The sequence below is a fragment of the Actinomyces lilanjuaniae genome, assembly GCF_003606385.1.
Lineage (GTDB): Bacteria > Actinomycetota > Actinomycetes > Actinomycetales > Actinomycetaceae > Actinomyces > Actinomyces lilanjuaniae.
In genome coordinates, this window is sequence record NZ_CP032514.1 from 2,525,747 (window position 1) to 2,537,621 (window position 11,875).

The 11,875-nt window shown below is 68.5% G+C and carries 11 protein-coding genes and 2 pseudogenes; 5 read left to right on the forward strand and 8 right to left on the reverse strand.

All coding sequences use genetic code 11. From position 1 onward, the window contains the following. The 5 genes and pseudogenes from D5R93_RS10875 to D5R93_RS10890 form a co-directional block, all read right to left on the reverse strand. Positions 1 to 864 carry an ATP-binding cassette domain-containing protein gene (locus tag D5R93_RS10875; protein ID WP_120205206.1) on the reverse strand — a complete coding sequence of 288 codons (864 nt, stop codon included), beginning with the start codon at positions 862 to 864 and terminating at the stop codon, positions 1 to 3. 318 nt (positions 865 to 1,182) lie between these two features. Next, a pseudogene (locus D5R93_RS15120) lies at positions 1,183 to 1,816 on the reverse strand (hypothetical protein). A 227-nt stretch (positions 1,817 to 2,043) separates the two neighbouring features. Beyond that, positions 2,044 to 3,021, reverse strand: a pseudogene (locus D5R93_RS15125) (dihydroxy-acid dehydratase domain-containing protein); the annotation flags it as partial. A gap of 304 nt (positions 3,022 to 3,325) precedes the next feature. After that, positions 3,326 to 3,733, reverse strand: a complete 408-nt coding sequence (locus tag D5R93_RS10885) for an FKBP-type peptidyl-prolyl cis-trans isomerase (protein ID WP_119836898.1) — start codon at positions 3,731 to 3,733, stop codon at positions 3,326 to 3,328. A 200-nt stretch (positions 3,734 to 3,933) separates the two neighbouring features. Next, the gene (locus D5R93_RS10890) at positions 3,934 to 4,971 is read right to left on the reverse strand and encodes a Bax inhibitor-1/YccA family protein (RefSeq protein ID WP_120205209.1); all 1,038 of its coding nucleotides are present in this window, start codon (positions 4,969 to 4,971) and stop codon (positions 3,934 to 3,936) included. A 321-nt stretch (positions 4,972 to 5,292) separates the two neighbouring features. Between D5R93_RS10890 and D5R93_RS10895 the strand changes: the two genes are divergently transcribed. From D5R93_RS10895 to D5R93_RS10915, 5 genes are all read left to right on the forward strand, one after another. Next, entirely contained in the window at positions 5,293 to 5,943 is a 651-nt protein-coding gene (locus D5R93_RS10895) for a septum formation family protein (RefSeq protein WP_119836900.1), read from the forward strand. Between the two features lie 378 nt (positions 5,944 to 6,321). After that, positions 6,322 to 7,275: an ABC transporter ATP-binding protein gene (locus D5R93_RS10900; protein ID WP_120206041.1), complete on the forward strand. Its 954-nt coding sequence runs from the start codon at positions 6,322 to 6,324 to the stop codon at positions 7,273 to 7,275. A gap of 79 nt (positions 7,276 to 7,354) precedes the next feature. Next, entirely contained in the window at positions 7,355 to 8,254 is a 900-nt protein-coding gene (locus D5R93_RS10905) for an ABC transporter permease (protein ID WP_119836902.1), read from the forward strand. A 204-nt stretch (positions 8,255 to 8,458) separates the two neighbouring features. Beyond that, positions 8,459 to 10,201 carry a sensor histidine kinase gene (locus tag D5R93_RS10910; protein ID WP_120206044.1) on the forward strand — a complete coding sequence of 581 codons (1,743 nt, stop codon included), beginning with the start codon at positions 8,459 to 8,461 and terminating at the stop codon, positions 10,199 to 10,201. Continuing rightward, on the forward strand, positions 10,183 to 10,920 hold the full coding sequence (locus tag D5R93_RS10915; protein WP_120205211.1) for a response regulator: 738 nt from the start codon (positions 10,183 to 10,185) through the stop codon (positions 10,918 to 10,920). Before D5R93_RS10910 ends, D5R93_RS10915 begins: the two co-directional genes overlap by 19 nt. Here the strand turns inward: D5R93_RS10915 and D5R93_RS10920 are convergent. The 3 genes from D5R93_RS10920 to D5R93_RS10925 are packed head-to-tail and all read right to left on the reverse strand — an operon-like array spanning position 10,917 to position 11,820. Further along, positions 10,917 to 11,303 (reverse strand): hypothetical protein, encoded by a 387-nt coding sequence (locus D5R93_RS10920; RefSeq protein ID WP_120205214.1) that lies wholly within the window; start codon positions 11,301 to 11,303, stop codon positions 10,917 to 10,919. The genes D5R93_RS10915 and D5R93_RS10920 overlap by 4 nt on opposite strands. Continuing rightward, positions 11,275 to 11,403: a hypothetical protein gene (locus D5R93_RS14590; RefSeq protein ID WP_279221352.1), complete on the reverse strand. Its 129-nt coding sequence runs from the start codon at positions 11,401 to 11,403 to the stop codon at positions 11,275 to 11,277. Before D5R93_RS14590 ends, D5R93_RS10920 begins: the two co-directional genes overlap by 29 nt. Positions 11,404 to 11,412: 9 nt before the next feature. Continuing rightward, positions 11,413 to 11,820: a hypothetical protein gene (locus tag D5R93_RS10925; RefSeq protein ID WP_120205217.1), complete on the reverse strand. Its 408-nt coding sequence runs from the start codon at positions 11,818 to 11,820 to the stop codon at positions 11,413 to 11,415. Positions 11,821 to 11,875 lie beyond the last annotated feature (55 nt).

An 11,875-nucleotide genomic window follows, 5' to 3' on the forward strand; every position in this document is an offset into this window, starting at 1 on the left:
CTAGGACACCTGCCGCACGAGGGTCCGCGGGCGCCCATCGACGTCCTGCGCCTGCGGGAGCCTGACATCGGTGAACGCCGTCAGAGCGGCCGGGAGAGTTTCACGTCTGGCTGCCTCGCACATGGCCTGCGTCACCGGGTGATCAGGGCAGGCGAGGACCTGCCACGTGGCTCCCCTCTCGACGACCTCTCCCTGGGAGAGGACCACGATGTCCTCACAGATCATGGCAGCCGGGAGGTCGTGGGTAATCAGTAGCAGGGCCGGACCGTCGTCCCGACCTGTCACCCGGGCCAGAAGGTCAAGGACCTCGGCACGAGTGACGACATCCAGCGCCGTGGTGGGCTCGTCAGCAATCAGTACGGTCGGGTCACCCGCCAGGGCCAGGGCCAGGCAGGCCCTCTGACGCTGACCTCCTGAGAGACATCCGGGCACTCGTTCCGCAAGCCGCCTCTCCAGGCCAACGGCAGCAAGCAGGTCCGTCACACGCTGAGCCGCCCGGTGGCGGGTACTCTGCGAGGTACGGGCCGCCAGCTCGATCTGACGTCCGACAGGTGTCAGCGGGTGCAGGGCCTTGCTTGGATCCTGGGGGACCAGCGCGACCCGGTCCCGCAGAGGACGGCGCGAGGCAGGCAGCGGCAGGAGGTTGACCGCGGTTGCCGACTCAGGTCCTGTGCCCGTGAGGCTCCCGGTCACCGTCAGGCCTGGCGGCAGCACACCCGCAAGCGCGGCACAGGTCAGCGACTTCCCCGCCCCGGAGGCCCCGACCAGGGCGGTGCGGCTTCCCGGAGACAGGGCGAGGCTGACATCCTTGAGCAGCTGACGCCCTCCCGCGCGGACACTCAACGATTTAAGAAGGGTTGCCATACCTAAGAACCTTAGAGGCGAAAGGGCCGAGGCGCAATCCCGTCACGAAAGAGGCTGGTACCACGCCCACCACGCCAAGGCGCCACGACGGGCGCGCGCACCACACCTCCGGCCGACACCTGGGAGCAACTGTCATAAAGGCACCATAGACCATAATGACAACCGTTCTCAAATCTGGCTGATGGCACCACCGTGCCGCGCCCAGCCCGACAGCCCCTGACGACTGCGTGGCCCCGGAGCGACGACGCCCGTGGGCCACGCGCCCGCGCCCTAGTCGGCCCCCAGCAGGCCCAGGTCCCGCACGGCCCCAGGTCGGCGCTAGTTGCCAGCATCGCGTAGGCGCGCAGGGCGGCAGAGACCTTGCGGGGACGCGGGAGTGGGGGTCCAGGCGGCCGCCCCGCGCGCCTCCTCCTGCGCACGACGACGCTGGATCTCGGCCTCGTCCAGGCGCACCGAGATGGAGCGGGCCGGGATGTCGATGTCGATGACGTCACCGCTGCGAACCAGGCCGATGAGGCCGCCCGCCGCCGCCTCCGGGAGACGTGCCCGATGCTCAGGCCGAGGTCCCCCGGAGAAGCGCCCATCGGTCAGCAACGCGCACTCCTTGCCCAGGTGCATGGACTTGATGTAGGTGGTCGGGTAGAGCATCTCCTGCATGCCCGGCCCCCACGGGGCCCTCATGGGAGATGATCACCACGTCGCCTGCCTTCACCTTGCCGCCGAGGATGCCCTCCACGGCGTCGTCCTGGGACTCGAAGACCACTGCGGGACCAGAGAAGGTGAGGATCGAGGCATCCACCCCGGCGGTCTTGACGATGCAGCCCTTCTCCGCGATGTTCCCAAACAGCACCGCCAGCCCGCCGTCAGCGGAGTAGGCGTGGGCGACGTCGCGGATGGCGCCGTTGTCACGATCAGTGTCCAGCGCCTCCCACCGGGAGGACTGGGAGAACATCTCGGTTGTGCGCACACCCGCGGGGGCGGCCAGGTAGCGGGTGCGGATCGCCTCATCCACCCGGCTCGCCTGCGGATCGCGCCCGCCGCCCTCGCCGGGGCAGCCGATGTCGTACTGGTCGAGCTCGTCGGCCAAGGTGCCACGCAACACGGTACGAGTGGTGGTGTCAAGCAGCCCCCACGGTCCAGCTCCCCAAGGATGCCCATGATGCCGCCGGCCCGGTGGACGTCCTCCATGTGGAAGACGTTGGTGGAGGGAGCCACCTTGCACAGGTGGGGAACCTTGCGGGAAAGCCGGTTGATGTCGGCCATCGTGAAATCGACCTCCGCCTCCTGGGCGGCAGCAAGCAGGTGCAGCACCGTGTTGGTAGAGCCGCCCATAGCAATGTCCAGGCTCATGGCGTTCTCAAAGGCGGCCTTGGTGGCGATCGAGCGCGGCAGGACGGAGGCGTCGTCCTCCTCGTAGTAGGCCTTGGTGATCTGAACGATCTGGCGGCCGGCCTCCTGGAACAGAGCCTTGCGGTCGGCGTGCGTGGCCAGGAGCGATCCGTTGGTCGGCAGCGCCATGCCCAGGGCCTCCGTCAGGCAGTTCATAGAGTTGGCAGTGAACATGCCCGAGCAGGAGCCACAGGTGGGGCAGGCCAGGCGCTCAATGGCGGAGATGGTCTCATCGGGGACCGTGGGGTCACCGGCATCCATCATCGCGTCGATAAGGTCCAGCTTGCGGGTGGTGCCGTCCGCGGCCACCATCTTCCCCGACTCCATGGGCCCGCCGGAGACAAAGATCGTCGGGATGTTCAGGCGCAGGGAGGCCATGAGCATGCCAGGGGTGATCTTGTCACAGTTGGAGATACACACCAGGGCGTCCGCGCAGTGGGCGGAGACCATGTACTCCACTGAGTCAGCGATGAGCTCTCGGCTGGGCAGGGAGTAGAGCATGCCGTCGTGACCCATGGCAATGCCGTCGTCCACGGCGATGGTGTTGAACTCCTTGGCGATACCGCCGGCAGCCTCGATCTGGGAGGCGACCAGACGGCCGACGTCGCGCAGGCCCACGTGCCCGGGGACGAACTGGGTGAAAGAGTTGGCGATCGCGATGATGGGCTTGCCGAAGTCGGAGTCCCTGACGCCGGTCGCGCGCCACAGGGCGCGTGCGCCCGCCATGTTACGGCCGGAGGTTGAGGTGGCGCTGCGGTACTGCGGCATGTTCTCTCCTGTCGGGAGGTCTGTAGGGACGTCACTGGGACGCACTCGGCAGTGGCGGTAGCGAGCAACCCCGTCACCACAGTCGGCGAGGACCCGGTAATGACACCGCGTCCGCCTCCCAGCCTAGTGCTCCCTGCTAGAGCACGCACACGGCCCTGCGCATTCCCGGCCGACCGGACCGAGAGCAGCGTCGGCGCCAGGTCTGCTCAGCCGTCCTCGCGCGTAGGTCAGCCTAGGCACGACTCCTCACCGGGAGCCTCCTGCCAGGCCCGCCGCCCAGACCGAGCGCCCCGCCCACCCGGCGTCACATAACGCCTAGAATCTCCGTGACGAAAACAAGGGTGTCACCACCCCTGATCCCTGCTTGCGGGACGCCACGATCGCCGTAGCCAAGCTCAGAGGGGATCGACAGCAGCACCCGAGATCCGACCCTCTGTCCCACCAGGGCGTCGTCCCAGCCGCGGATTACCATCCCGGTCCCAACCTGGAAGCTCAGCGGCTGGCCACGGTCGTAGGAGCTGTCGAAGACCTTCCCGTCCCAGACCTGGCCCAGGTAGTGGCAGGCGATCGTGTCCCCCGGTTCAACCACCCGGCCGTCCCCGGCGTCGACAACCTGCACCTGGAGGCCCTCGGGTGCCTGCGGGCCGGGGAAGGTCAGGGACGGCCTAGTCCCCTTGGCGCCGCCGACGGAGGGCATGTTCATACTGATCATGGCAGGAGCCTACGCCAGGCGACTGTGGCGTACACCCAGGTCCCGGGCACTGACCAGCCCCACCGGCGGCGCCGGCACGGAGCAGGAGCCTCGGGCGGGGACCAGCAGCCCCCGTCCGGGGCTCAGTGAGGCCCTCAGTGGCTGCACTGAGAGCCTCACTGAGGACCTCCTCCACCGGCGCGCCTGTTCTGGTGCGGGTGTCAGTCGCGGAAGTAGGACAGCAGGCGGAGGAACTCGATGTACATCCACACGATGGTCACCACCAGGCCGAAGGCCCCGGCCCAGGCGTAGCGCTGGGGCAGGCGGTTGTCCACGCCCTGCTGGACAGACTCGAAGTCCACCGCCAGGCAGAAGGCGGCCATGACCACCGCGGCCAGCCCGATGACCACGCCCAGGGGGATCCCCATGACCTCAATGCTGCGCAGCCCCCACTGCCCCGGGGTCACCCCAGTGAGCATGAGCCCCAGGTTGACCAGGCTGAACAGCAGGTAGCCGCCCACGGCCACGAGCAGCACGCGCCGGACGCGGCCCTGGACCCTGAAGCCGGCGAACCGGTAGGCGCACAGCACCACCACGAAGGTCGCCGCGGTGGCCAGCACCGCCTGGGCCACGATGCCCTCGTAGCGGTACTCCATGATCCCGGAGAAGCCCCCCAGCAGCAGGCCCTCGCACACCGCGTAGCCCATGATGAGCGCCGGGGAGGGCACCCGCCTGAAGGAGTTAACCAGCCCCAGCACCAGGCCCCCGACCAGGCCGACAAGCATCAGCATGGTCCCCAGGCCCGTCGTGGCCGGGGTGGTCACCAGGTTCCACGACACCGCCCCGACCACCACGATGACCGCGAACAGGCCCGCGGTACGGATGATGACGTCGTCATAGGTCATCCGCCGCATGTCCGTGCTCGTGGCTGCAGGCGCCCGGTACCGGGCCTCCATGCCGGCCACCTGCTCCGGGCTGACCTGCCCGTAGCCGGGCTGGGTGGTGCCGTAGGAGCCGCCGTGCTGCCCCCAGGCCTGGCCCGGGACCTGACCATAGACCTGCCCGTAGCCCTGGCCGTAGGCCTGCCCGGCCCCGTAGGACCGGTGGGCAGCATAGCCAGCCTGCCCGGAGCCGGTGTAGCCGGGCTGGTAGCCCGGCATCGTGGGGTACCCACCAGGAGTGGTCCCCACGGGCTCGGACTCACGCACGCCCCCACCCGGGGCAAACGCCCGGCTCTGACTGAAGAAGGGATTACTCACTGCTACTCTCCGTCTACTACTCTCCGTTGTACTGGCCAGGCCTGTCCCAGGTACCACCTGGCTGCGGCGACACGGCAGCTGCCACCCAGTGCAGGATCGGCGGGACCGTCCGTGCCTCCACCTGGTCACCACCTGCGTCCACGGACGGACACCAGTCTAGCCCTCACGACCCCACCAGTCCCGGCGGTACGGGCAACCCCTGTCCGAACCGAGGCTTCCCGGTCTCGCTGACAGGGAAATCAAGGTAATCGGGGTATTATGGGCTTCTCGCAGGCTGTCCGCCCCTAGCGCGCCCCGGAACCTTCAGGCAGACTCGCTGTCATGCGATCTCCCAAGCTGTCCGCGCTCCCCGTGGCCGCCGCGCTCCTCCTTGCTCTCAGCGCCTGCCTTGGCAGCCAGGCGGAGCCTGTCGCCCTGACCACGCTCGGTCCTGCTGGCGAGAGCTCCCAGAGCGCCACCCCCAACGGCGGCCCCACTGCCGCACCCAGCGACGAGGCCAGCCCGTCCGAGACCCCCTCCCAGCCATCCGGTCCGGACTCCTCGCTTGCCTTCCTGGACGACCTGGAGGTGGGTGACTGTCTCACCGACACCCCTGACGACGTCATGAGCTCCAGCAACCCTCTTCTCCATGTCACCGACTGCAAGGAGTCCCACTACCTGGAGCTCTACCACACCGGTGAGGCTGCAGAAGAGTCCTACGAGACCTATGACGAGGAGGCCCTGGCCGCCGACGTGGAGACCGCATGTACCTCCCAGTTCTCCGGCTACGCCTCCAGCGACGTCGACGAGACCAGCTTCCGGCTGCTCTATCTCTACCCGAACGAAGTAGCCTGGAACGCCTCCAATGACCGGGGCTTTCTCTGCTTCGCCTTCAGGGTGGACGAGTCTGCCATGACCGGCTCCGTCGCCGAGGGCGGGGGTGCCCCAGCAGAGGCCCCCGAGGGCACTCAGGACTCTGAGGAGACCACCTGACCTCTCCCCGGACCGCTCTCACTGACGCGACAAAAACGTCGGAGGACAACACGATGCCTTGTTGTCCTCCGACGTTTTTGTCGCTTGAGCGGGATACCTGCCGTGTCTCCTCCGCTCTCCTCCGCGCGGAGGAGACACCCTCCCCCGAGAGGGACAGCAGGCTCACCAGGATTCAGCCTCCCGGGCGAGTCAGACGCCTCACCCACGCTCCTAGGCTGGTTCCAGCCAGCGGCCCTCCAGCCCGGTCGCTGACCATCTGCCCGGGCCGCCGGATCCACGGTGGCAGACCTGAGGCGGGGCTCCGCTAACCACGGCTTCCGCCCCTCTCCCGTCTCCACCGCCCCCCTGGCCTGGCTTACCCAGCGAGAGGAGACTGTTGTGATTGAGGCTGTGGAGCTGACAAAGCGGTTTGGTGACAAGACGGCTGTGGACCGGGTGTCCTTCACCGCGGAGCCTGGGACCGTCACGGGCTTCCTGGGGCCCAACGGAGCCGGAAAGTCCACCACGATGCGCATGATCATGGGGCTTGACCGCCCCACCGGTGGCAGTGTGCGGGTCAACGGGCGCGCCTACCGGGACCTGGGCGCCCCGCTGTGCGAGGTCGGCGCCCTGCTGGACGCCAAGGGAATGCACGGCTCGCGCAGCGCCCGGGCGCACCTGACCCAGCTGGCGGTGTCCAACGGCATCCCCACCAAGAGAGTCAACGAGGTACTGGAGATGACCGGGCTGATGAACGTGGCTCGCAAACGGGTCAAGGGCTTCTCCCTGGGCATGGGTCAGCGCCTGGGGATCGCCGCAGCCATGCTGGGCGACCCCGGGGTGCTCGTCCTGGACGAGCCGGTCAACGGGCTGGACCCCGAGGGCGTCAAGTGGGTACGCGAGACCTGTCGTGCCCTAGCCTCCCAGGGACGCACCGTGTTCATCTCCTCCCACCTGATGAGCGAGATGGCCCAGACCGCCGACCAGCTCCTGGTCATCGCCCGGGGACGCATCCTGGCGCGCGGCCCGGTTGACGAGATCATCGCCCAGGCCACCAGCGACGTCGTGCGCGTGGTCTCCCCCCAGGCTGACACCCTGGCCCAGGCCCTGGCCTCCCGGGGTGTGGAGACCTCCAGCCCCAGCCCCGGCACCCTGACCACCACAGCCGCACCAGCACATGTGGTCGGTGACATCGCAGCAGCAGCCAGGGTCACCCTCCACGAGCTGACCACTCAGCACGCCAGCCTGGAGGAGGCCTACCTCACCCTGACTTCTGGCGAGACCGAGTACACCACCGGGCAGGCCACGGGAGGGAGTGCCCCCGCCCGCCAACAAGCACCGGCCACCGTCTAGCGCCGCCCGGCCCGCAAGCCCAGGGCCACACCTGCCGCGCGCCAGTCCCCACCCACTACAGCTTTGCCAAGGAACTACCATGACCACCCCAGCAGCCAGCACAGCACCCACCCGGGCAGCCAACGCCGTGTCCGACGCAGTCCCCGCCCCCAGCACAGCCCCTTCCGCCAGACGCCCCTACCGCAGCCGTGTCACCGGACGCCAGACCTTTGCCCGCGCCGTCTACGCAGAGTGGGCCAAGATCCGCAGCCTGCGCTCTACCTGGATCACCAGCGGCCTCGCCCTCTTCCTGACCGCCTTCTTCGGAGCCGCCATCGCTATCACCTACGCTGCCGAGGAGGCCTACAGCGACGCGATAGACAGCATCACAGGCGGTATCGTCTTCGGCCAGATCGTCATCTCCGTCCAGGCTGCCCTCACCGTCACCGGCGAGTACGCCTCAGGACAGATCCGCTCCTCCCTAGCCGCCGTCCCCCACCGGGGCAGGCTCCTGGCCGCCAAGGCGGTCGTCGTCTCCGCCCTGGCCTTCCTCCTGGGCCTGGTCTCCGTCCTCGTGGCCTGGGGGGCGTCCGCCCCGTTCCTGGGTGAGCACGCCGGGTCCCTCACAGACCCCGAGTACCTGGGATACTTCTGGGGAACCGGTCTGGCCTTCACGGGTATCGCGCTGATGTCCCTGGGTCTGGGCTTCCTCCTGCGCTCCACCGCCGGGACGATCACCGTCGCCGTCGTCCTGCTGTTCATCCTGGACCTCCCCCTGGGCCTGGCCGCAATGCGGTGGGACGTCGCTGCCGAGATCGACGGCCTCCTACCCGGCAACAGCGCCACAGCCGTACAGGACCCCTTCGCCCGGACAGTCGACTGGGCCTCGTCGGGTACCTCGTTCTTCCTGGAGCAGTGGCAGGCTGCCGCCGTCTTCGCCGCCTGGGCGATCGTGCCCGTCATCATCGGCTGGATCGTCCTCTCCCGGCGTGACGCCTAGGTCAGGCACCTAGGTCCTAGGTAGAGACAGGTAGACAACGTGGTCACCACCCAGCCCCTGGCTGGCAGCCCTCACGCGGGCCGGCCCAAGCACCCTGCGATCGGGGAGCGGGTCGGCCCGCTGGCCTACCAGCGCCCACCGCAACACACCTCGCCCCGCTGGCAGGCTCCCGGTTGGCGAGGCCGCGGTGGCACACTGGCCCCGATGCCCGACTCTTCTCCCAGCCTCGACACCGCTCCTGCTCAGGCGGCTCCGGTGGAGGCACGCGACACCACCCGTGACCGTGGCTCTGCGCGACACCTCCTGCGCGGCCTCGCCCGCTCACTGACATCCTGGTACCGCAGTCACCCCACCTGGGTGGACGGCACTATCGCCGTGGCGGTCCTGCTGACCAACATCCTCATGGCCCACCTGGCCCTCCATCAGTACGGGGAGTCGCTGTCCTCCGTCCCGGCCCTGGTCGCACGCTACCCCCTGGCGCTTGCCGCCTGGCTGTGCGGTGCTATGGCCCTGACCCTGCGGCGGCGTCACCCCGTGGTGGCGTGGCTGGCTCTGCTGACTCTGCTGCCCCTGTATGAGCAGCTCCTCCTGTGGGTCCACCGACCGCCTACGACCGAGGAGTTCGGGCTGGCCGCTGTCGTCATCACCATATTCGCCTGGCTAGGCGTACCCATCACCCTGGGAACAGTCGCCGCTCGCAGCCGCCCGCTGACAACCTGGGCCGCCTGGATCACGACAATGGCCGTCTTCTACCTAACAGCGGTCTTCATTGAGGGCTACCCTGCGACCTCGGGGCAGACGCTTCAGGTGATGCTCCAGATGACACTTATCTTTCTCGTCACGGTACTGACGGGGCTGAACCTACGCTCGGCACGCCTACGCGTCACCGAGGTGGAGGTGCGCTCCTCGCGCCTGGCGCTGGCTCGCGAACAGGAGGCCCTGCTGGCTGCCTCCAACGAGCGCAGTCGGATCGCCCGGGAGATGCACGACGTCGTCGCCCACTCCCTGGCTGTCATGATCACCATGGCTGACGGCGCGGCGGCTACCATCGACCGCGACCCGGCTACCGCTAGGAAGGCCCTGGAGACTCTGGCGGAGACCGGGCGCGGGGCACTGGCGGACACCCGCCGCCTGGTCGGCGTGCTGCGGGAGGACCCCGCGCTGACCGGGGTCGGGCAGGACACCGGTAGCCCGCCCGTCTCCGGGGATCAGCCCTCAGACCCTACCGAGGACGCCCCTGAGGTTGGCGGGGCGCCGCCCCCACCCGGCCCTCGCCCTGCCGAAGGAGCCGGAGACACGAAGGGCAACGACCCCGGCCCCTCCCGGAGCGCGGCAGCTAGGTCCCGGGCAGCCCAGACGGGAACCCGGTCATCTCGCTCCCCCGAGGTGCGCGACCTGCCTGTCCCGGAGTTCGCACCTCCGGGGACCGTGGCGGCTGTCGAGCCCAGCGCCCCGATCGCCGACCTGCGCCGGGAGGCTACCGACCACGACTCGGACTCCTCCGCAGGGGCAACCCCGCTGGCTCCGGCCCCGGAGCAGGCGGATATCGCCGGGCTGGTGGAGCGCTTCCGCGCCGCTGGGGTCCCGGTGGACTACACGTGGTCTGGTGAGGCGCTGCCTGAGGACAAGGCCCTCCAGCTGACAGTGTTCCGTATTGCTCAGGAAGCCCTGACCAACATCCTGCGCTACGCTCCTACCTCACCGCGGGTGGCAGTCACCGTCGAGCGTCACACTGGCACGGCTGTCCTCACCGTGGACAACGAGGCGGCTCCCGGAGCCCGCCCGATGCACGGCTCCGGCAAGGGCCTCATCGGCATGCGGGAGCGGGCCGCGGTCTATGGCGGGAGCGTCCAGGCCGGACCGACCGCCACGGGCTGGCGGGTCCGCGCGGTCCTGCGCTGGGACGAGAAGAACGAAGGAACACTGTCATGGCAGATGCCCCTGTGAACGACGCGGCTCCGGCCGACGGTGGCGCCGGTGCGGGTACCCCAGAGGAGCCCGCACCGGTAACCGTCCTCCTGGCTGACGACCAGTCCCTTATGCGTATGGGCTTCCGCATGGTGCTGGACGCTGAGCCAGGTATCCACGTCGTCGGCGAGGCCTCCGACGGGGCCACTGCAGTCGCCCAGGCCCGGGCGCTGGGACCTGACGTCATCCTTATGGACGTGCGCATGCCGGGGATGAACGGTATCGAGGCGACTGAGACGATCGTGCGGGAGCTCCCCGGCACCCGGATCCTGATCCTGACCACCTTCGACCTGGACGAGTACGCCTTTGCCGGGCTACGCGCCGGGGCCTCGGGGTTCCTCCTCAAGGACACGCGTCCGGCGGACCTGGCGGCCGCGATCCGTACGGTGGCCTCCGGCGAGGCCGTGGTCTCCCCCCGGGTCACCAGGAGGATGCTGGAGATGTTTGCCTCCTCGCTGCCGGAGGACCGGGAGAGGGCCTCCATCTCCCAGGACCCGCGCATCACCTCCCTGACCCCCCGGGAGAAGGAGATCCTGCTGCTCATGGCCCGGGGGATGTCCAACGCGGAGATCGCCGACCAGCTGGTGGTGTCTGCCACCACGGTCAAGACCCACGTCGGCAACGTGCTGACCAAGCTGGACGTGCGTGACCGGGTCCAGGCCGTCGTCCTCGCCTACGAGTCGGGGCTTATGGCCTAGGAGCAGGACCCGGCTCCGGCCTCCCACCGGCTGAAGCTGTCATAGCCGTTGCTACGCGGATAGCGGTGGTAGCTGTCAAGGTGCAGCAGCAGGTCGGCCCGCAGCTGCGCCCCCAGGGAGCCTGGGATGAACGCGACAACGACCTGGTCCTGGCGCACCGTACCGGTCAGGATGTCCACCGCCCGGCAGGCGTCCCGCTGGTCGTCAAACATCATGACCACCGCGGTGTCGGAGGTGACCGCACACCGGCACGGCAGGTCCTCCGTGCAGGTCTGCTCCGTGGTCTCCCGCGCGTTCGGCATCAGCTCGGGATTGAACGCCTCCAGCCCCACAGCCCAGTCCGCCAAGCCGTCATCACGCTGCTGCGCTTGGCGGGTCATCATGGCTGCACACCGCAACGCCCCCGTACAACAGGGCCAGGACCGCCACCACGATGACGATCCCCCTGAGCTGGCCCCACAACGCGCCACGTCCTGCCACCATGACCACACCCTACGGACAGCGACGGATAATCCAGGGAAGGTCGTCCAGGGCGTCCGTGGAGCGGTAGTAACTGTCAAAATGCAGCAGCAGGTCGGCGCGCTGCTGCACGCTCAAGGCACCGGGGGTGAACTGGACGGCGAGCCAGTCGTGACGCACCGTACGCGGCAGGGTGTCCGCCGCCCGGCAGGCGTCCCGCTGGTCGTCAAACATCATGACCACCGCGGTGTCGGAGGTGACCGCCCACCGGCACGGCAGGTCCTCCGTGCAGGTCTGCTCCGTCGTCTCCACCGGGTCAGGAAATACCTCGGAGTCATAAGACCCCAGAAATATAGCCCAGTCCGCCGGAATGTCGTCACGACGCTCCACCATAAATGTGAAAGCAACAAAACCCCCGACGAAAATGCCAAGGATTGCCACCAAAACCAGAACGCTCCTGAGTCGCCCCTCCGAGGGTCCCGCAACTAGCATGTCA